We start from the raw sequence: 21,055 nt of genomic DNA, 5'->3' as shown, positions 1-21,055 counted from the left end.
CCGCGCAGAACCGTATCGTCAGGCCCGGTCAAGATTGCCCTGCGTCTCGTTGGTCAGGAAGGCACCGACGAGATAGACCAGGGTGACGCCGGTCATGACGACGGCCAGCACCATCGGAATCTGCGTCGGCCCGTCGGCGACGAGGGAGACGAGCGTCGGCAGCATGCCGCCGAGGGCGAAGCCGATGTTCCAGGTCAGGCCCGTCCCCGTGGCCCGCACCGCCGTCGGGAATTTTTCGTTGAGGAAGATCAGCAGCGGCCCGTAGCTGGCGTTGGCAATGAGCGCCAGCAGGAAGGCGCAGGCCGCGACCCCAACGAGGCTCGTCGTGTTCGCCATGGTCAGGAACAGGGCGGGAAAAGCGAGCAGGCGGATGACGCCCATTACGAGGAACGACCGTCTGCGCCCGATATGCTGGCTCAGTTCGCCCATGCCGCAGGCGCCGATCGCCGCCGCGACGTTGGCGCCGATCAGGATCATCGAGGCGGTGGCGTTCGGCACGCCGTTCACGAGCTTGAGGAGGGTCGGCAGGTAACCGGACGTGAGATAGTAGGCCGCGCCGCCGCCGAAGGAGATGAGCGTCGCGACCACGAAGCTTCGCCGGTTGGACGGCGAGAACAGGGAGCGGATCGGAGAGCCCTCCGCCGGAGCACCCTCCCGGAGCGCCGCCTTCCGGGCCTGGAGATCCTTGAAGATCGGGGATTCCTCGAGATTGCGGAAGAGGATCAGGCCGATCACCGAGGTCAGCAGACCCGAGAAGAACATCAGCCGCCAGCCCCACTCGGTAAAGGCTTCTCCCGGCGCCATGAGCGAGACGATGTAGAAGACCAGAGAGGCAAGCAGGCCGCCGATGGCCGAGCCGCCACCGCCGACCGCCCCGGACATCAGCCCCCGCCACCGCTCCGGTACGGATTCCGTCCCGATCGTGTGAGACGCCGCGACCACGCCGCCGACGAAGATGCCCTGGACGAGGCGGAAGATCAGGAAGATCGCGGTGGCGAGCCATCCGATCTGGCCGACCGTCGGCAGGAGGCCGAATACCGCAGTCGACAGGCCGACCCCGGTCACCGCCACCATGAGCGCGCGGCGCCGGCCGAACCGGTCCGCATAGGAGCCGAACAGGGCCGAGCCGAGGGGCCGGATCAGCAGCGTGACCGCGAAGGAGGCATAGGCTCCCGCCAGCGACAGCATCGGCTTGTCGGCCGGAAAGAACAGGGCGCCGACTACGGGCGCCACGTAGAGCAGGATGAACAGGTCGAAGAGATCGAGCCCCCAGCCGAACAGCGAGGCCATGGCGGCCGTCGCCGTTTGCCGGCCCGTAGGCTTGGCGTGAGCGGGGGGATCGGATGCGAAGGTTGCGGCGGTCTGCATGGGGTTCCTCCGGGGGATGCGGTCGTTGCCGCAGTGGGGCCGGTTCGGGCTCTGGGTCGGGACGGGGGCCATTAGGGCGCGCGCCATCGTGTCCCGCCGGGGCGGGATCGAAGCGGTGCCGTGGGTGTCACGGGGGTGTGGGGAGCTGCCCTGCAGCCCCCCGGCGCGGTGGGTTTAGGAGCCGGTGAAACGCGGGGCGCGCTTGGCGTGAAACGCCTCGACGCCCTCACGGAAGTCGTCGGCCTGCCGCAGGCGGCTGTAGCAGTGTCCCTCGAGCTCGATGGCGATGGACAGGCTCGCGTCCTCGGTGTCGTTGAGGAGCTTCTTGGCAGTGCGCTGGGCGATGGGCGAGAAGGCGCGCAGCTCCTCCACGAGGGCGTCGGTGGCCTTCTCCAGGTCCGCGTCGGGCACGCATTCGGTGGCGATGCCCCAGTCGAGAGCCTGCCGGCCGGGGATGCGCTTCGAGCGCATCACGATGTCCTTCGTCCGCGTGATACCGACGATCTTCTGGAGCCGGGCCGAGCCGCCGGAACCGGGGATCTGGCCGAGCTTCTGTTCGGGAAGCGCATAGCGGCAGGTCTCGGAGACGATGCGGAAGTCGCAGGCCAGCGAGATCTCGAAGCCGACCCCGAACGTGTATCCACGGTTGGCGGCGATGACGGGCTTCGAGCAGCGGGCCGGCGCCGCCATGTTCCAGGCGAGCTTCGAGACGTGTTCGGGCGAGGCGTCGAGGAAGCCCTTGATGTAGCCCCCCGACGAGAAGTGCTCGCCCTCCGCCCGCAGGACGATGACCCGCACGCGGGGATCCTCGTCCAGCGCCTCGAACACCTTCCTGATCTCGTCGCGCTGGGGCATCGCGATGACGTTCATCGGCGGTCGCGCCAGAATCACGTCGGCACGCTCGCGCTCGGCGTCGATCTCGACGCGGAAGCCGTCGAGGTTCGTCAGGCGCGGGTCGATGGTGGGGGTGTAACTCGTCATGGGGCTGGGCTCTCGCTGAAATTCGTTGGGGGGTGTCAGGCGGCCTCGTGGCCTTCGGCGCGGGGCTCGGCCTCGGGCACGTACTCGCCGGCCACGAGCTGACGGCGCAGCAGCTTGCCGACCGGCGATTTCGGGATCTCGTCCACAAAGACGTAGCGGCGCGGCAGCTTGTGACTCGGCAGGCCGCCCGCCCGGCAATGGGCGTCGAGCGCCGCTTCGTCGGTGCTACCGCTCCGCTTGATGAAGGCCGCGACGATCCGGCCCCAGCGCTCGTCGGGCAAGCCCACGACGGCGACCTCGGACACAGCCGGATGCAGGGACAGGCGACTCTCGATCTCGACGGGCGAGACATTCTCGCCCCCGGTGATGATCATGTCGTCGACCCGGCCGGTGACGTAGAGGTCGCCATCGGCGTCGGCGAAGCCGGTATCGCCGGTGAAGTACCAGCCGTCGCGAAAGGCCTTGGCGTCGGCCTCGGGGCGATGCCAGTAGCCCTCGAAGGCTTCGTCGCCCTTGGCGATGACGGCGATCTCGCCCTCCTCGCCCGGCGCGGCGGTTCGGCCTAAGTCGTCCCCCATGGGCACCACACGCACCATGGTGTTGAGGCCCGCCCGCCCGGCCGAGCCGGGTTTCACCGCCGCCTCGTGGTTGATCGTGAAGGTGTAGACCTCCGAAGAGCCGTAATGGTTGACGAACAGATCCGGCCGGAACGCCTCGGTCAGGCGGGCGAGCAGGCCGTCCGTCATCGGCGCTCCGGCGAAGCCGAGCTTGCGCACGGAGGTCGTGTCGGTCGCCGGGAAATCCCGGTGGTGCACGAGGTCGTGATAGAGGGTCGGCACGAGGTAGAGGTTGGTGATCCGCTCGGCCGCGATCAGCCGCAGCGCCCCGGCCACGTCGAAGCGCGGCAGGCAGACGAAGGTCCCGCCGATCAGCGACATGGCGAGGAGCGAGCGCACTCCCATCGTGTGGTAGAGCGGCATGACGCCGAGCGTCCGCTCGCCACGCCCGTAGAGGTTCTGCGCCACGTGGGCGAGCGCCGCCGCCCGCTCCGCCCGGTGTCGCCGTGGGACCCCCTTGGGCTTGGCGGTGGTGCCAGAGGTGTAGAGCATCAGCGAGATCGCCTCCGCGTCGACCCGGGGCGTCGCCGGGGGGCCTTCGGTGGCGGCGAGGTCGGCGAAGGCGGTCTCGCCGGGGCCGGGTGGCGTGCCGACGGCGATGCGCGGGATCCGCTGCGACGCCGCGCTATCCCGCAGGCTCCCGGTCGAGACCGGTTCGTAGGCGATGGCGCGGGCTTGCGCGTTCTCGATCGCGAAATCGATCTCCTCGGCCTTGGCCCGCCAGTTGATCGGCGTGATTACGATACCCGCGAACTGGCAGGCCCAGTGCAGGGTCGCCGCCTCGTGCCGGTTCTGAAGGACCGTGACGAGGTGGTCGCCGGGCTTCAGCCCGAGCCGGTCGAGCCCCGCGACCGTCGCGGAGATCACCGCGAACCACTCCGTGTAGGTCAGCCGGGTCTGCCCATCGACAAGGGCCAGGGCGCGGGGATCGCGGGAGACGCTCGCAAGGAAGCTGGTGCCGAGATCAAGCATGGGCGGCCTCCGGGGATGACGGGGCCGGGATGTCGCCCCTGAGTTCCGCCGCCGCCTCCAGGGCGGCCTCGATGATCGGCGCGTAGCCGGTGCAGCGGCAGAGATGGCCGCCGATCACTTCCGTGATCTCCCGGCGCGACGGGTTCGGCCGAAGCACGAGATAGGCATCGAGCGACATCAGGATGCCGCCGGTGCAGAAGCCGCATTGCAGGGCGTGCCGCCGCCGGAAGGCCGCCTGCAGCACTCCGAGCCGGCCGGGCTCCGGAGCCAGACCCTCGACGGTCCGCACGGCGCAGTTCTCAACCCCCACGGCCAGCGTCAGGCAGGCCCGGGCGGGCACCCCGTCGATGGACACCGTGCAGGCGCCGCAGACGCCGTGCTCGCAGCCGACATGCGTGCCCGTGGCCCCGAGCCCGTGGCGCAGGGCGTCGGTCAGCAGGGTGCGGGTCTCGACCTCGACCGTGGTCTCGCGCCCGTTGAGGGTGAAGGCCACCGTGTGACGGCCCTTCGCGTCTAGCTGTGGCATGGCACGGCCTCCTGATGGGTGTCGCCTCTTGCGGCCCTTGCCGCTTCCTCCAGCACCCGGCGGCCGAGACTCCGCACGAGGTCGCGGCGGTAGCGGGCAGTGCCATGGAGATCGTCCCCCGCGCCGAGGTCCCAGGCGAAGGTGTTCAGAGCATCGTCCAGCGCCGAGCCGGCGAGGTGGGGGAAGTCACGGGCGGTGGGCCGGTCGGCGACGCCGCCGACGGCGAGCCGCATCCGGGTGCCGTCCACGATCGCCGCGCAGGCGACGATGGCGTAGTCGCCGTGCCGACGCCCCACCTCGGCGAAGGCGGTGCCGGCGCCCTCCCGGCGGAGGGGATAGGCGATGGCCTCAATCATCTCATCGTCGGCCCGGTCGGTGACCATCATGCCGGTGAAGAAGTCCTCGGCCGCCACGCGCCGGACTTTCCGGCGGCTGCGTAGGTGAATCTCGCCCTGCAGCGCCACGAGGCAGAGGGGGATTTCCGCGCTCGGGTCGGCATGGGCGACGGAGCCGCACAGAGTCCCCCGTGCCCGGGTCTGGATGTGCCCGACCCACGGCAGGGCGGCGGCCAGCAGCGGCAGGTCCCGGGCAAGCCCTGGCCGGTCGAGCAAGATCGCCTGCCGCACGCCCGCCGGGATGACGAGAGCCCCCTTGTCGAGACGGGGCTCTTTGAGAGCGGGGATGCGCATCACGTCGACGAGCACGGTGGGCTTCGTCAGCCGCATGTTGAGCATCGGCATCAGGGACTGGCCGCCCGCGATGATCCGGGCCTCGGGGCCGTGCTGGCGCAGGGCTTCCAAGGCGTCGTCCAGGGACGTAGCGCGCAGATAGGCGAAGGGCGCGGGCTTCATGCGGACACTCCCAGGCGCGCGAGGAGCCATCGCAGGGCGGCCGGGAGGCGGAGCCTGCGCTCGCCGGACCCGCCGGCTCGGCGAGCCAGGGCCGTGAAGAACCCGCCGATGATCACCCGCGCGGCCCCGTCGAGGAGGCGCCCGCCCACCGCCGCGACCTTGCCGCCCACCGCCGCCTCGTAGACGTAAGCGATCCGCGTCCTCCCGGCGCCGTCGGGCTCCAGGGTCAGGCGGCCGGTGCCGCCGCCGCTGCCGAGGCCACCCGTCACCGTGCCGGTGAGCGTTACCGCCCGGGGCTCATCGAGATCGCTGAGGGTGACCTCGGCCTTGTAGCGGCCCTTCACCGGGCCGACGCCGAGGGTGACGTCGGCCTGGAACCGTGTACTGGAGAGCTTCCGCACCCCGTGCGAACCGGGGATGACGGAGGCGAGCACGTCCGGGTCGAGGAGCATCGCCCAGACCGTCTCCGGCGGAGCCGTGACGGCGGCCGAGCCCTCCCCGCGCAGGGTGCGGTCGCCCGCCTTCGTGGCGGGCTTCGGGGTAGAGTGGCCGGCGGGGGGCGCTCGTTCCTCCCCGCCCGCCGCGAGGGCAGCGAGCTTGGCGGGGGTCAGGGGCAGGTCGATGGCCTCGATGCCCAGCGCGTCGGCCACCGCGTTGGCGAGGCAGACCGGCGTTGACATGCAGTTGCCCTCGCCGACTCCCTTGGCGCCGAGCGGCGTGAAGGGCGACGGACTCTCGACGTGCAGGATGCGTAGATCCGGCACCTCGGTCGCGGTGGGCAGCAGGTAATCGGCGAAGGTTCCGGACAGGAAAGCGCCATCGTCGCCGTAGGAAAGTTCCTCGAAGACCGCCGCGCCGAGCGCCTGCGCGAAGCCGCCGCGCACCTGCCCCTCGACCATGCCCGGGTGCAAGATGCGCCCGCAATCGTGCATCGAGACGTAGCGATCGATGATGATCTTGCCGGTGACCCGGTCGATCTCCAGGCCGCAGATGTCGAAGATGAAGCCGTGGCAGAGGGAGGAGTTGATGTGGTCCTCGGCGTCCGGCGCCGTCAATTCCGGGGGTGTCCAGAACACCGTCTCGCGGATCACCGCGCCGAGATCCTCGGGCACGAGGCCCGGCGACCAGTGGCTCGTGGCGGCCAGCCGCGCGAAGGGCAGGCCCGCGTCCGGGTTCAATCGCGAGGCGATGCGACCGCCCGCGAAGAGCAAGTCCTCGGGACGCAGGTTCAGCTGCGCCGCCGCGATCCGCGCGAGCCTGTCGCGCAGGCGAGTGGCGGCGAGGTGCGCGACCCCAGCCACGGCGGCAGCGAAGCGGCTCGCGTAGTTGCCCGAGGCGATGGACCACGCATCCTTGGCGGTATCGAGGTCGGCGGTAACGCGGATCTGCTCCATCGGGAGGCCGAGCACGTCGGCCACCACCTGGGCGAGCACCGTCCGGTGACCTTGCCCCTGGGGCACTGACGCGACCTGCACCGTCACCGAGCCGACGGGATCGAGGGTGATGGTGGCGGTCGATTGCGCGCCGTTCTTGGGCCCGGCCTTGGCGCGTTCCTCCGCCGTCAGCACAGTGGTGATGTAGCCCATGTTGGAGACGCTGGGCTCGACCGCCGCCGTGAGGCCGATCCCATAGAGGCGGCCCTCGGCGCGGGCGGCATCCCGCCGCCGCTTCAGCTCATCGAGCCCGCCGTCCCGGGCGGCTTCGTCGAGGGCGCGCTGGTAATCGCCGGAATCGTAGAGGGCGCCGGTCGCGGTGCGATAGGGGAAGGCGTCGGCCGGAATCAGATTCCGGCGGATCACCGCGAAGGGATCGAGGCCCAGCGTCAGCGCGATGCGCTGCATCAGCCGTTCGAGCGGATAGTAGACCTGCGGCCCGCCGAAGCCGCGCACGAGGCCGGTCGGCGTCTTGTTGGTCAGCACCACCCGGTTGCGCACGGCGACATTGCGGATGGCGTAGGCGCCGGTGAGGTTGCCGTGCATCCGGTAGAGCGTGGCGGGTTCGGGCGCCCGCAGGTAGGCGCCGCAATCCTCGACCTGATCCCAGTCGAGCGCGGTGACGCGCCCATCTGCGTCGAAGGCGGCCTGGAGGGTCGTGACCCGGTTCGTGGCAGAGACGGAGGCCGAGAGGTGCTCCAGCCGATCCTCGATCCACTTCACCGGCTGGCCGACGAGGCGCGCCGTGGCGGCGATCAGCACGGCGTAGGGCGCGACGCCCTGCTTCACTCCGAAGCTGCCGCCGGAATCGGGGGGCGTGCGCAGGCGCAGGCGGTTGCCCGGCACCTTCAGCGCCCGGGCCACCACCGCGTGGATGCTGAACGGCCCTTGGAAGTTCGCCAGCACGTCGTAGGAATCGTCGGTGGGATCGTAGGAGGCGACGACGCCGTAGGTCTCCATCGGCGAGCCTGTGTTGCGCGGGTAGCGCACGGTCACGGACAGGCTGTGCGGGCTGTCCGCGAAGGCCGCCTCGGGCTCGCCGTAGCGGAAGCGGCGGTCGCTGACGCAATTGACGCCGACGCCCTCGTGCAGGATCTCGCTGTCGGGGGCGAGGGCCAACAGCGGGTCAACCACCGCGGGGCGCACCCGGTACTGCACCTCGATCAGGTCGCAGCCGTCCTCCGCGAGGTAGCGGTCGCGGGCGACGACGATGGCGACGGGCTCGCCGACATAACGCACCCGGTCCACCGCGATGGCGCGGGCATCGACGGCCGCCCGCAAGGCCGGGACGAGGCCGGTCGTGACGGCGTCGAGGTCCCGGCCCGTGACCACGGCGGTGACGCCGGGCAGCGCCTTGGCCGCCTGGACGTCGATGCCAAGGATGTCCGCATGGGCGTGGGGCGAGCGCAGGATCGCCGCGTGCAGCGTGCCGGGCCGCGTGCCGAGGTCGTCGATGTAGCGGCCGAGCCCGGAGAGCAAGCCGGCATCCTCGACGCGCTCCACCGATCGTCCGACATAGGTCGATGACACGATGCCCAAGCCGCTTCCTCCGCCGGACCTCTCGATGGGGTCCGTATCTCGGGGAGAATGGCGACTCCGTGTGGGTGCGGCGATGCCGAGGCGTCTCGAGACTTACCGAAACGTCTCATTCTTTGATGACGGCGCCGTCAGGCAGCGGGCTGGCCGCCCCGCCGGACGATACCGCGGAAGATGCTTGGGGGTACGCTGACGTGGTCCCGGAAGAAGCGCGAGAAATGTGCGGGCGCGGCGAAGCCGAGGCGCATGCCGATCGCGGTGATGGGCTCCTCGCTGCTCACGATGGCCTCGACGGCCTGCTCGATCCGGATCGCGTTCAGGAAGACATGCGGCGGGGCCCCGGTGGATTGCTCGAACAGGCGGTAGAACTGGGCGCGGGAGAGCCCCGCCTCGCGTGCCAGCGCCTCGGTGCCCAGCATGGCGCCGGGCTCTGCCCGCACTCGTGCGATTGTGCGTCGGATGCGCCAGTCGCCAGCGTTGCGCCGGGCGGCGGCGCGGAGGGAGAGGGGCTCCTCGCGCCAAGCCGTGAACCGCTCGATCACGGCGACCATCAGGTTCGACAGCAACTCGTCCTGAATGTGGGAGGAAAGCGCCGTGTAGACCATCTCGGCGGCGAGGTCGTGGGCGAGCCGGCGAATCGTTGGTGTGACGGCGCCCGACGGTTGTCCGAAGAAACCGGGCGCCCCGCTCGCAGCCCAATTCCGCCGGAACGCGCCGAGCCAGTCGGGCTCGATGTAAAGAGCCAGGATCATCGCCTTGGCCCGCTGGGGATCGTGCAGGTAGGCGTGGGTCTCCCAGGCGTTGATCAGGACAGCCTGATCGTCGGTGAGCGCGACAACCTGATCGCCGACGAGGAACTGCGTGTCGTCTCCCTCCACCTTCAGGAGCACGTGGCAATGCGGGTGCGCGTGGCGGACGAGGCTGCGGTCCATGTCGAGGAGCGCAACGCGGCCGAAGGCGCCATGGGCGATCTCAAGAGCCTCGGACATCTGCACTATTTAGCATGGTCCGCGGGTGGCAGCTAGATCGCCGCCGGGACCCCCGTCCCGTCAGGGCGCCGCAACCGGTTCGTTCCGGAGCGTGGTCCTCTTCCGGAGTTCGGCGGTACCCATCACCGCTAGGGGAATGACGAGGGCCACATAGGCGTTGTCGATTCCCCCGGGATCGCCGGCGAGGAACCAGCCGATCGTCAGGACGAGGGAAACCAGGATGCTGACGACGGCGGCCCGCGGGGTGCCGAAGCGCGGAGCGTAGAAGGCAAAGACGACCAGGACCGCCAGCGTCGCCCGCAGGGATTTCGCGAGGAAGGTCACCTTCAGGATATCCGGCGCGAAGATCGCCAGGGGAATCGGGATCAGGCCCACGAGCACCGTCATGCTGCGGACGAACCGCAGGGACGACGTCCCATCCTCGCTCCGACGGCGGGGATGATAGAAATCCTTGAACAGCAGGGTGGCGGCGCCGATGCTGAGGGCCGAGATCGTGCCGAACAGCGACCCCGCCAATCCCGCCACCACGATGGCGGCCAGCAGATCGTCCATCCGGGCGATCAGGCCCGGCAAAGCCTGGATCGCGGGGATTCCCGGCAGCAGCGCCGCCGCGCAGACACCGACCAGGGCGGCGCCGATGCCGAACGGCACGAGCAGGAAGGCACAATAAAAGCTGGCCTGCCGCGCCGTGCGCCCGTCCTGCACGGTATTGATGGCCTGGATCACGTATTGCGTCGAGAAGACCGCGCCGATGCCGGCGACCATCCACGCGAAGATCTGTGACCAGCCGACCGTATCGACCGCGAACATCGCTTCGGGCACGCGGGCCCTCAGGTTCGCGAGGCCGCCGACCTGAGACAATCCGAAGGCGACGGCCGCGAGGATGCCAAGATACTTCACGACGGCATGGAGGACATTCGTGTAGATGACCGAGCGCATCCCCCCGACACTGACATAGAGCGTCGCGACGATACCCGTGATGACGATGGCACTGGTCCGATCGACATTGAGGAGACCTGCCAGGATCGTACCGCCGCCCGCATAGGTCGAGACTGCGACGATCTGAAGAGCGAAGATCATAATGACCGAGGTCGCGAGCTTGGTCGGGCGACCGTAGGCCTTATTCAACGCCCCGGAGATCGTATTCTCGCCGAGTTCCTTAAAACGGGGCGCGAGTAGGATGGCGTAAAGAACGAATCCGACGGCGAGGGCGAGGACGTTCCAGGCTGCCGACACCCCGACTCTGTAGGCCGTCTGTGTGGTACCGACGCTCGTGGCAGTCCCGATGAATTCCGACATCAACAGAAAGCCGATCAGGAACGCCGGATAGCGCGTGCCGCCGGAGGTAAAGCTTCCAGCGCTCTTCGCATGGCGTCGCACAGAGAAACTGATCAGCCCCATCGCCGCCATGTAGGCCAGGGTCAGGGAGAGAACGATCCAGTTTGGCTGCATGGGTGCGGCCTAACGGCGACGCCGTAGCGCCTGGGCGCCAAGGGAACCCAGCATGTTTCCTCCGAAATCATTCGGGGCCGCAGCTTTCCTCGCAGGAGCGAGAAGCAACGGCCATTACGGGGGAAACTAGATTTTGAAGAGGAAGCGGACAAATATTTTGATTTGATCGGCACCATCAGATTATCTTATTCAGCACGATAACCTATATAAAGCGCACCTTTAGCAGGGCCCGGCAGGTCAAGAAACATTTTTATATTGATTTGGATTTTTATTAAATCAATTTTACCGACTAAATAGATGTTATAGGTCGTTATGTACTCGAACGCTTACAAAATTAGACGATCAAATGGGTCAAAATGTTATCAGAGCGCATTTGTATCGACCTTACGTGGGATAGTCACTGAGTAGCAGGCTAGCCGAGAAAGCTAACATACTCCTCGCAACCCATGTCTGCCATCTCGGGCGGAGTTGGCGCATCCCGATAGCGGTCTTTTGCGGCAGTTGAGCAAACTCAGCTTAGCTTGGGGCACGAAGGGGCGTAGGCCGTCAGTGACGGCGCGAGGGCGAGGCTGACCTCAACTATGGTGTCGTAGAAGGTCCACCGGGGGCTTGTGCGCCTCGGAGCGAAATTCGTGAAGGCACCTGCGAAGCCTCCCTACGGCGATGCACCGTCGGATACATCGACAATCAGGCCATCGCTAAGCTGCCGATAGAACGTCTGCTTTTAGGTTGCTGCCCGGTTCGGCTGAGTGGCAGCAATGGGCGCCAAGCCGAACGACTGGTTTTCTGCTCATTGGCAGTCCAGCGAGGCGTAGTCTGGCCGAAAGCCGTCTGTCCGCTTCGGAGAAGGTTTGCAAAAAAAGCGGACGTGTTCGATACCCTGGAAGATGCCACGAAGTGGATGCGGCAGAGTTTGCGGAAGTAGGAGCGCCAAGAGGCCGAGGCCGGTTCGACGACAGGTCTACGCAGCAGGTCTGGCGACACCCATTCATACTCGCCATCGGTAAGGACAAACCGGTCAGCAAATCGGCACGGCAGCACTGATGCGCCGATATAGCGATGGCTCGTAACCGCGACAAAAATTAATGCCGCTCTCCAGCAGGCGCTCAGATTATATAACCCGAGAACGCATGAAATTAAAAAAATCATGTCGTAAGTAAAAACTATCTTACATTATTGTGTCGAAACGTCACGGAAGGGTAGATTTGTGTATTATCCGCGGTAATTCGCCTTATATGGTTTCAGATCACGAAGCTCCTTTCTTTGTGCGCCGCTGGTGCCTCGCTGCACCGTTCAACAACGGGGGACCGCTGGGCGCGCCTGCACGGCGTTTCGACGCATCCTGTCCCTCACCAAGCTCTGTCGTCCGATGTCATACCCCTGCGCGCGAGGGTCGGGCTGGATCCGTCTCGCTCGTATTCTGCGCCACACAGAGCTGAACCGTAGTAAATATTCGCTACCATCGCTCCCGCATCAAGCTTTTAAGACGCTATACGCGGAAAAATAACCGGCTTAATTATCGATTCTGCGCACATTCTCGGAGATCGGCATGGCAGATCCTATCACGATCAAGCCCTATGACAGTCCTGCCGGCGGCTGGGGTTCGGCGAAATCCCTTACCGAGATCCTGCTCCGCGAGCAGATCCCGCTGTCGGGCGCCTCGATGCTGATGCACCAGAACAAGCCCGATGGCTTCATGTGCGTGAGCTGCGCCTGGGCGAAACCGGCCAAGCCCGCGATGTTTGAGTATTGCGAGAACGGCGCAAAGGCCACAGCCTGGGAGGTGACCCGCAAGCGGGTCACCGCGGACTTCTTCTCGAAACATACCGTGACCGAACTAGAGACGTGGCGCGACTACGATCTCGAGGAAGAGGGGCGTCTCACCGAACCGATGCGTTGGGATGCCGCTAGCGACAAGTACGTCCCCGTGTCTTGGGAGGCGGCGTTCCTTGAAATCGGCGCCGAACTCAGGGCGGTCGAGCCGAAGGCGTCCGTATTCTACGCCTCCGGTCGAGCGTCCCTGGAAGCCTCGTACATGTGGGGGCTCATGGCGCGTCTGTACGGGAACAACAACCTGCCCGACTCCTCCAATATGTGCCATGAATCGACGTCGGTCGCGTTACCCGAGAGTATCGGATCGACGGTCGGCACGGTGCTGCTGGACGATTTCGAGCATACCGACTGCATCCTGTTCTTCGGTCAGAACCCCGGCTCGAACGCGCCCCGGATGCTTCACCCGCTGCAGGACGCGAGCAAGCGCGGGGTGCCGATCATCACATTCAACCCGTTCCGTGAGCGCGGGCTGGAAAGCTTCACCAACCCGCAGGCCCCTCTGGAGATGCTGACGCGGTCCGAGACGCGGATTTCGTCACAGTACCTTCAGGTCAAGGCGGGCGGCGATCTCGGGGCGATCTACGGGATCTGCAAGGCGCTGCTTGAAGCCGACGACGCGGCGGGCGAGACCGGCCGTCCGCGCCTGATCGACGTCGCATTCATCGCCGAGCACACCGAAGGCTTCGAAGCTTTCGCCGCTTCCGTACGTGGAAAGGGCTGGGACGAGCTGGAGCGCCACTCCGGCCTGACGCGCGCCGCGCTGGAACAGGTGGCCCGGACCTATGCCGAATCCAAGGCCGCGATCGGCATCTACGGCATGGGCCTGACCCAGCACCGCATGGGCGTCGAGACAGTGCAGGTACTCGTCAACCTCCTGCTGCTGCGCGGCAACATCGGCCGTCCCGGTGCCGGCATCTGTCCGGTGCGTGGCCATTCCAACGTCCAGGGCCAGCGCACGGTCGGCATCACCGAAAAGCCTGATCTCGTCCCCTACGACAAGCTCAAAACCCTCTACGGCTTCGATCCGCCGAAGGAGACGGGGCTCAACACGGTCGAGGCCTGTGAGGCGATCATCGCCGGCTCGATCCGAGCGTTCGTGGCTCTCGGCGGCAATTTCATCCGCGCCGTTCCCGAGACGGCGATGATGGAGGCGGCCTGGAGGAAGTTACGCCTCACGGTTCAGATATCGACCAAGCTCAACCGCAATCACCTCGTTCACGGCGAAATCGCCTACATCCTTCCTTGTCTCGGCCGCATCGAGATCGACCGCCAGCCCGGAGGTCGGCAGGCAGTGACGATGGAGGATTCGACTGCCTGCATCCACGGTTCGAAAGGGTACGCCGAGCCAGCGAGCCCGCACCTCCTGTCCGAGCCGCGCATCGTCGCTGAAATCGCGAAGGCCACACTGCCGGTAAACCATTACATCGACTGGGATCGCTGGGGCGGGGATTACGCCAGCGTGCGCGATGCCATCGAGGCGACCTACCCGAATGAGTTCCAAGACTTCAACGCGCGGATGTGGACGCCGGGCGGCTTCCGTCGGCCGATCCCCGCCGCCGAGCGGCAGTGGAAGACCGAGACTGGCCGGGCGAACTTCGTCACGCCGCGCGGCCTCTCGGCCAATCCCGACACCGAGCAGGACGACCCGAAGGTGATGCGGCTCATCACCATGCGCTCCAACGATCAGTTCAACACCACCATCTACGGCTACGACGACCGGTTCCGCGGCGTGAAGGGCACGCGGATGGTGCTGTTCATGAACCGGGCCGACATCAAGCGCCTGGGCTTGCGCGACGCGCAGACCGTCGATCTCGTTGGGGCCGCGAACGACGGCGTCGAGCGTGAGGTCACGGGCTTTCGAGTGCTGGCCTACGACATCCCGGAGGGCTGCCTCGGCGGCTACTACCCCGAGTGCAACCCTCTGATCCCGCTGTGGCATCACGCCGAGCGCAGCAAGGTACCGGCCGCGAAGTCGGTGCCCGTTCGTGTGCGTGCCCGGTAGCCGCCATCGACCGAGCTGCGCCCGGGAGTGCGGGGGGCTTCTGCCGATACGCGGCGCACGAAAGGATCTACGAGATGCTCGACATCTCCTCGGCCAGATCCCCGGTGCCCGGTGCGCCGCACGACCCGCACCTGTGGGACATGGCGAACTGCATCTGCGTCCTCACAATGGATGCTGTCCAGCAAGCCAAAAGCGTAGGGGTGGACGCCCCCTCACGGCATCGCTGTGCTAGAGTGGAGGAGCAGAAGAAGGCGGCGCCCGACCGGCAGGTCTCGCTGACCGATCCCGATGCGCGATCGATGGCCACCAGCGGGCGTGGATCGGGCGTGGATCGGGCGTGGTGGGCTACAACGTCAAGGTAGCGGTCGAGACCGAGCATCATCTGATCGCCGCACACGCGGTCACCAATGCCGGCTCGGACCGGGCGCAGCTCAGCGGCATGGCCGCGCGGGCCAAGCAGGCTCTGGAAGCAGACACACTCGATGCGGTGGCTGACCGGGGTTACTATTCCAGTGAACAGATCCTGGCCTGCGAACGCGCCGGCATCGCTGTGACGCTGCCCCGCCCGATGAACTCGGTTGCCAAGGCCGCTGGACGCTTCGGCAGCGAAGACTTCCTCTACCGTCGTCAGGACAACACCTACCTGTGTCCAGCGGGTCAGACGCTGTGCTATCGGCACACCTCAGTGGAAAATGGCCTGACGCTGCATCGGTACTGGACGAATGTCTGCTCGGCCTGCGCCATGAAGGGAGCCTGCACGACAGGCAAGGAGCGCCGGGTGACCCGGTGAGAGCACGAGGACGTGCTGGAGGCCGTGCAGCGCCGGTTGGACGGCGATCCGCTGACCATGCGGGTCCGGCGCGAGACGGTCGAGGACACCTTCGGCACGCTGAAGGCGCGGATGGGGGCGAGGCACTTCTTGACCAAGACCTTGCCGCGCGTCTCGACCGAGATGACACTCCAGGTCCTGGCCTACAATCTGACGCGGGTTCTCAACATCCTGGAAAGCCGGAAGCTCTTGGCAGCGATCCCTGCCTGAGCGAAAGCCTCGGATCGCTCACTGAGGGGCCGAAAGACCGTCCAAAGGCGCCTTCACTCAAACGGATCGTCGCTCGACCACAGAAGCTTGCTCCAAGCGATGGAAGGCCCGTTCTCGCACGACCGGGACGTCACCTGACGGCAGACGCCCATTCTCCGAGTTTTGACACGGCCTGGGTCGAAAGCAGCCCCGGCAGCGGGGTACCAAAGCTTCAGATTTCCTCCACTGGAAGAAAAATCCCAGTGCTCCGCAACGGTCATCCGGAGGTGGAGAAGTTTCGCCCCCATCCGGATCAGGCAAGCGCGTCGGACATTACCTCCTTGGTGGTAGCGGTGGGGGTCATCCTGTCGGCACACCCCGAACCAGGAGCGTCGCCGGATGAAAGCACTCACATGGCAGAGCCGAGGCAAGATCTCGTGCGAGACCGTGGCGGACCCGAAGATCGAGCACGGCCGTGACGTCATCATCAAGGTCACCGCCTGCGCGATCTGCGGCTCCGACCTCCACCTCATGGGCGGTTTCATGCCCACGATGGAGTGCGGCGACGTTCTCGGGCATGAGACCATGGGCGAGGTCATCGAGGTCGGTCGCGACAACCAGAAGCTTAAGGTCGGCGACCGCATCGTGGTACCCTTCACCATCTGCTGCGGCGAGTGCCGCCAGTGCAAGTGGGGCAACTGGAGCTGCTGCGAGCGCACCAACCCGAACGGCAAGCTACAGGCCGAGACCTACGGCTACCCGCTCGCCGGCCTGTTTGGATTCTCGCACATCACCGGGGGGTTCGCCGGCGGCCAAGCCGAGTACCTGCGGGTGCCCTACGCCGACGTCGGCCCCATCGTCGTGCCTGAGGGCCTGACCGACGAGCAGGTGCTGTTCCTCAGCGACATCTTCCCAACCGCCTACCAGGCCGCCGAGCACTGCGACATTGGCCCCGAGGACACGGTGGCGATCTGGGGCTGCGGCCCGGTCGGCGTGCTCGCGGTGAAGTGCTGCCTGATGCTGGGCGCCAAGCGGGTCATCTCCATCGACAGCGTTCTCGAGCGCCTCGCACTAGCACGCGAAGCCGGCGCCGAGACCATCGACTTGTCGAAGGAGAACGTACAGGACACGCTGATGGAGATGACCCACGGCCTGGGTCCGGATTCGGTCATCGAGGCGGTCGGCATGGAGTCCCACGGTGCCGACACTACGCTGCAGAAGGTGTCCTCCGCCATCATGGAGCACACCGTCAGCCTGGAGCGTCCCTTCGCTCTCAACCAGGCGATCCTGGCCTGCCGTCCGGGCGGAAACGTCTCGATGCCGGGCGTGTTCGCCGGCCCCGTGGGTCCCGTCGCCCTGGGCGTCCTGATGAACAAGGGCCTGACCCTGAAGACCGGCCAGACTCACATGGTGCGTTACATGAAGCCGCTGATGGAGCGTATCCAGAACGGCGACATCGATCCGTCCTTCATCATCAGCCATCGTTCCACGAACCTGGAGGATGGCCCGGCGCTGTACGACATGTTCCGGGACAAGAAGGACAACTGCACCAAGGTCGTGTTCAAGCCGCACGGCTGAACACCCCCGACGGGGCCGGAGCACGTGCGTCAAGCACATCTGGCCCCAAACAACAATAATAAATGGAGGACAGCCGATGCCGAACTATGCTTTCGATGAGGGCAACATCACCTGGCGGACGCTGGACTGGCTCCCGCACATCGCGTTCTTCGTCTACAAGGTCGACGAGGAGAACCGCATCGTCGACGTCGTGTTCAAGTTCGCGGCCAACCAGAAGGTGATGCTCCATCGGCACAAGTGCCCCTACGTCACCCTGGTGATGCAGGGCGAGCTTCGGTTCTACCGCGAGAACGGGGAGATGAAGGAGGTCCGTCCGACCGGAAGCTACGTCTCCGGTGCTGCCAACGGCGAGCCTCACTTGGAGGGCGGCGGCGATGAGGACGCCATCGTGTTTTTTAGCAACCGCAACATCGAGGACGCGCTCTACGAGTTCCTCGACGACAGCGGAAACCCGGTGCAGGTCCTCGGCATCGCGGACTTCAAGGCACAGCTTGCCGAGCAGGTGTCCTCCGGGACCTATGCCAGGGTCGAGGGAAGACTCGCCTGAGCGACTAAAACCGCTCTCCGGGCGCTGGATCGCACGTGCGAGACTCCTATCGCGCGGAGCTTATAGGAAGGCCAACTGCAGGTGAGGCCCTACGCCTGCCTGCGTTGGTCGTTGAACGGCGGCTGCACGTACTGCGTGGACGGGGTCTGCATCCTGAGACGCGGGTCGGAGGCGTCGGTCTTAGGGCTGCCCTGTCGCACCGACTTCCAACGTAAGAGCGCGTTCAACGCGCTCCTCGCGCGATGGTGTCCGAGAGCGTCGGAGGTCAGCCTCGGATTTTCCGGTGCCTGCGGCCATACGGATGCTCCCGAGTCTTCCTGCCGACCCCCGGCGGCCGTTACGCCTGGAGGCCCTCAGGTCGTAGGTCCGCCGTCGCCGAGATCCCGATGTCGGACCTGGCTGGATCTGCCCCTCTGGTTAAGAGTGCACGGCGCCGGCTTGACGGCGGTGCGTCGGGATCGAGACCGCCACGGAAGCCTGGCGGATCACCTGTGGGCTTCAAGCGAGGCCACCGCGTCGCCGTTCCAGACGATGCCGAACCCGGCATCCGCGACGGCCTCGGTGGCGACCGCCTTCCAGTCCGAGAGCGGGCGGTCTTCCGCCCGGGCGAAGACGCGCTCGCAGATCTGGCTGACGCTGCCGACCGAGGCGGCGCCGCGCTCGGCCCAGTGCCGGTTCAGGGGGATCAGGGCGGCATCGTAAAGCCGTGCCCGCTCGTTCATGGCTAGAAGATCCAGCCGCATGTCATCGATCTCGGCAGGTCCGATCATGTCCGGGCTTCCCTATGCTGGTGTCGGCAGGTCCATGCGTCTGAACGCGTGCCTATGGCAGGGCGCCGATCATGCCCTTGGCCTCGGTCATCGTGTTCTCGCAGGCGCGCTGGTCTCCACGCCGGTCCTCCTCGCCCGCCCGCAGGATCAGGGTCCGCGCGCCGACGACATGGTCGGCCGTCGAGACCGTAGCGGGGTCGCTGGGCGTGTCTTTGCGGGCGGCGGTCACCCCGCGCGGCGAGCCCGTCCGCAACGAGTGCCCGGCCTGCAGGCCAGCGACCTGCACCGCACCTGCGCTGTCGAGGCGGCGCTCGATGGTGCCGATCTGCTCGGCGCAGGAGGACGCCAGGGCCGGAAGCGGCGAGATTGTGAGGCCGAGGGTTGCCAGGAGGGGTGCGAAGCGCATCGGGGTGCTTTCGGAGGGTGGCAGCATCGCAGTTGCGCTCGACGAGCGATTAACTCGATGCCGTCCCTCACGCGGCACTGCGAGGGTAGCGTCGGTACAACGGCGGAGAAGGCGTGTTGTTGCACTGCAATATCAGGCGCGGGACTAGATTTTGTTTCGGCATGGCGCCGAGCCGGACGACCTGTCGGCGAGCTCGGTTCGCTGTCGACTTGTTCCCCCGGTCCATCGGCATCCGGCAGTATGCCGTTGATCGACCATTGATGAGGGGGGCACGAGGAAATGGCCTTTCGCCACGCGCGGTCAGGCCGTGGGACGGGGAAGGGTCAGGTCCAGCTGGGCGCTTTCCGTGTCCCGTCCCATCCTGCGGTCGAGGGCGCGCAGCACCGGCGTGACCGTGACGCCGTGTAGGAGGATGGAGATCAGGACGGTGAGGCCGGCCGTCGACCACAGAAGGTCTGTTCCCTCGAAGGACGCGTGACCCGTCGCGAACGCCAAGTAGTAGACCGTCCCCAGCCCGCGGATGCCGAAGAAGCTGACGACGGCACGGTCCTCCGTGGACCGACCGCTACCGATCAGGCCGATCCAGCAGCTAAGGGGCCGGACGATCAGGAGGGCGACCAGCGCGAAGGCGACGGCGGGCCAAGTCAGGTCGTTTAGCAGTCCCCCGCCGATGAGCACCGCCCCGAACCCGACGAGCAGAACCATCATCAGGAGACGTTCGAGCTCCTCGGCGTAGTCATGCATCTTGCGATGGTAGTCATGCCCGCGGCTGGAAGAGCGCAGCGCGACGGCCGACGCGAACACGCCAACGAAGCCGTAGCCGTCGACGATCTGGACGCAGCCGTAGGCGATGCAGGTCACGCCGAGCGCCACGAAGCCGTCGCCGGTGCGGGAGAGCTTCGACAGGTTGGGCAAGTGGAACATCAGCCATCCCAGCGCCCGCCCTATCGCCGCCCCGAGGACGGCGCCGACGGCGATCTTCCAGAGCACGTCGACGGCAAGCCAGTGAGACCACGAAAAACCGGCCAGGCCGCCGGTACCAGCCAGAGCGATGGCGAGGTTCACGAACGGGAAGGCGAGGCCGTCATTGAGACCCGCCTCGGAGGTCAGGGCGAACCGCGGCTCGTCCTCGTGGTCCTCGTCGGGGTGGCCGACCTGGACGTCGGATGCCAGAACCGGGTCCGTCGGGGCCAGGGACGACCCTAGGAGAAGGGCCGAGGCAAGACCGAGCCCGAGAAGGGCCGACCCCAGCGCGGTCAGCGCGAGAATGGTCAGGGGCATGCCGATGCCGAGGAGGCGCCACGTCACCGACCAGCTCCGCCAACCGAAGAGGCGGTCGATCTTGAGGCCGGCCCCCATCAGCGAGATCACGACCACGGCCTCGGTGGCATGCTCGATGAGCTTGGCATGGGAGCCAGGATGGGGCGTGAGCTCACCGATGGCGGGGATGACCGACAGGGCTGCGCCGATCCCGACGCAACAGATGGGAAGCGACAGGGGCAGAGCCCGAAGCACCATCGGCAACCAAGCCGTCAGAAGCACCAGGACACCGAACCCGGCGACGACGACGACATAGGTTTCCATGTGGACTCAAGTGATTTCGGAAACCTCGGTTCAATGAATCGAACCATCCGCGACGATGGCGACGGGTCCGTGCCGACCGGGCCGGTCGGACAAGTCTGATGGAATGCCCACGGACCGCGGATATCGCCATGTCCAGTTCCGCCGGTCCCCCTCCTACTTCCGCGGCTTTCCATCGTCGTCCAGGGCGACGTAGGTAAAGACCCCTTCGGTGACCTTCTCGGGATCGCCGCCTGTCCTATCACGCACCCAGACCTCGACCTTCACGCCCAACGACGTCTCGCCGACCTGCTGCAGGGCGCAGTAGCAACTCACCTCGTCGCCGACCGCAATCGGCCGTAGGAAGCGCATCGCGTCGATGCTGACGGTCGCGACGCGTCCCCTGGTGCGCTGGGCGGCGAAGGTTCCGCCCGCCAGGTCCATCTGGGACACCGTCCAGCCGCCGAAGATGGCGCCGGCCGCGTTGGTGTCGCGTGGCATGGCGATGGTGCGCAGGTGTGGGCCATCGGAGACGTTCGGGACCGTGTCGCTCATATCGTATGCCTCGCCCCTGGTTTCGGTCGGGTCGAAAAACGGACAATCGGCGTGGAAAAGT

15 protein-coding genes and 1 pseudogene are annotated in these 21,055 nt (G+C 66.6%); 4 read left to right on the top strand and 12 right to left on the bottom strand.

From position 1 onward, the window contains the following. Nucleotides 1-18 precede the first annotated feature (18 nt). The 8 genes from MKK82_RS30000 to MKK82_RS29965 form a co-directional block, all read right to left on the bottom strand. Nucleotides 19-1,368: an MFS transporter gene (locus MKK82_RS30000; RefSeq protein WP_243987732.1), complete on the bottom strand. Its 1,350-nt coding sequence runs from the start codon at nt 1,366-1,368 to the stop codon at nt 19-21. Nucleotides 1,369-1,542: 174 nt separating this feature from the next. After that, nucleotides 1,543-2,349: an enoyl-CoA hydratase/isomerase family protein gene (locus MKK82_RS29995; RefSeq protein WP_243987731.1), complete on the bottom strand. Its 807-nt coding sequence runs from the start codon at nt 2,347-2,349 to the stop codon at nt 1,543-1,545. A gap of 35 nt (nt 2,350-2,384) precedes the next feature. Next, nucleotides 2,385-3,938 carry an AMP-binding protein gene (locus MKK82_RS29990; RefSeq protein WP_243987730.1) on the bottom strand — a complete coding sequence of 518 codons (1,554 nt, stop codon included), beginning with the start codon at nt 3,936-3,938 and terminating at the stop codon, nt 2,385-2,387. Then, nucleotides 3,931-4,464, bottom strand: coding sequence for a (2Fe-2S)-binding protein (locus MKK82_RS29985; RefSeq protein ID WP_243987729.1), 534 nt, complete (start codon nt 4,462-4,464; stop codon nt 3,931-3,933). Before MKK82_RS29985 ends, MKK82_RS29990 begins: the two co-directional genes overlap by 8 nt. After that, complete coding sequence (locus MKK82_RS29980; protein WP_243987728.1) at nt 4,452-5,315, bottom strand: FAD binding domain-containing protein; 864 nt, start codon at nt 5,313-5,315, stop codon at nt 4,452-4,454. Before MKK82_RS29980 ends, MKK82_RS29985 begins: the two co-directional genes overlap by 13 nt. Continuing rightward, nucleotides 5,312-8,287 (bottom strand): xanthine dehydrogenase family protein molybdopterin-binding subunit, encoded by a 2,976-nt coding sequence (locus tag MKK82_RS29975; protein WP_243987727.1) that lies wholly within the window; start codon nt 8,285-8,287, stop codon nt 5,312-5,314. The genes MKK82_RS29980 and MKK82_RS29975 overlap by 4 nt, the downstream gene beginning before the upstream one ends. 128 nt (nt 8,288-8,415) lie before the next feature. Next, nucleotides 8,416-9,273, bottom strand: coding sequence for a helix-turn-helix transcriptional regulator (locus MKK82_RS29970; RefSeq protein WP_243987725.1), 858 nt, complete (start codon nt 9,271-9,273; stop codon nt 8,416-8,418). 60 nt (nt 9,274-9,333) lie between these two features. Then, nucleotides 9,334-10,725 carry a sodium:solute symporter family protein gene (locus tag MKK82_RS29965; protein WP_243941785.1) on the bottom strand — a complete coding sequence of 464 codons (1,392 nt, stop codon included), beginning with the start codon at nt 10,723-10,725 and terminating at the stop codon, nt 9,334-9,336. A gap of 1,549 nt (nt 10,726-12,274) precedes the next feature. Here MKK82_RS29965 and MKK82_RS29960 point away from each other — a divergent pair. The 4 genes and pseudogenes from MKK82_RS29960 (at nt 12,275) to MKK82_RS29945 (ending at nt 17,703) form a co-directional block, all read left to right on the top strand. Beyond that, nucleotides 12,275-14,560, top strand: a complete 2,286-nt coding sequence (locus MKK82_RS29960) for an FdhF/YdeP family oxidoreductase (RefSeq protein WP_243987723.1) — start codon at nt 12,275-12,277, stop codon at nt 14,558-14,560. Between the two features lie 233 nt (nt 14,561-14,793). Continuing rightward, nucleotides 14,794-15,599: pseudogene (locus tag MKK82_RS29955) on the top strand (transposase); the annotation flags it as partial. A gap of 378 nt (nt 15,600-15,977) precedes the next feature. Continuing rightward, nucleotides 15,978-17,156 (top strand): zinc-dependent alcohol dehydrogenase, encoded by a 1,179-nt coding sequence (locus MKK82_RS29950; protein ID WP_243987721.1) that lies wholly within the window; start codon nt 15,978-15,980, stop codon nt 17,154-17,156. Nucleotides 17,157-17,232: 76 nt separating this feature from the next. Then, entirely contained in the window at nt 17,233-17,703 is a 471-nt protein-coding gene (locus tag MKK82_RS29945) for a regulator (RefSeq protein ID WP_243987719.1), read from the top strand. A gap of 485 nt (nt 17,704-18,188) precedes the next feature. Here MKK82_RS29945 and MKK82_RS29940 read toward each other — a convergent pair whose 3' ends face one another. The 4 genes from MKK82_RS29940 to MKK82_RS29925 form a co-directional block, all read right to left on the bottom strand. Further along, on the bottom strand, nt 18,189-18,473 hold the full coding sequence (locus MKK82_RS29940; protein ID WP_192710956.1) for a hypothetical protein: 285 nt from the start codon (nt 18,471-18,473) through the stop codon (nt 18,189-18,191). 52 nt (nt 18,474-18,525) lie between these two features. After that, nucleotides 18,526-18,879 (bottom strand): hypothetical protein, encoded by a 354-nt coding sequence (locus MKK82_RS29935; protein WP_192710972.1) that lies wholly within the window; start codon nt 18,877-18,879, stop codon nt 18,526-18,528. Between the two features lie 300 nt (nt 18,880-19,179). After that, nucleotides 19,180-20,463 carry a cation:proton antiporter gene (locus tag MKK82_RS29930; RefSeq protein ID WP_243987717.1) on the bottom strand — a complete coding sequence of 428 codons (1,284 nt, stop codon included), beginning with the start codon at nt 20,461-20,463 and terminating at the stop codon, nt 19,180-19,182. A gap of 153 nt (nt 20,464-20,616) precedes the next feature. Beyond that, entirely contained in the window at nt 20,617-20,994 is a 378-nt protein-coding gene (locus MKK82_RS29925; protein WP_243907806.1) for an acyl-CoA thioesterase, read from the bottom strand. Nucleotides 20,995-21,055 lie beyond the last annotated feature (61 nt).

Source organism: Methylobacterium sp. E-046, assembly GCF_022829625.1.
In the GTDB taxonomy this organism is placed as follows: Bacteria; Pseudomonadota; Alphaproteobacteria; order Rhizobiales; family Beijerinckiaceae; genus Methylobacterium; species Methylobacterium longum.
The sequence above is the reverse complement of the archived record's forward strand: the minus strand, read 5'-3'. Positions and strand labels throughout refer to the sequence as shown.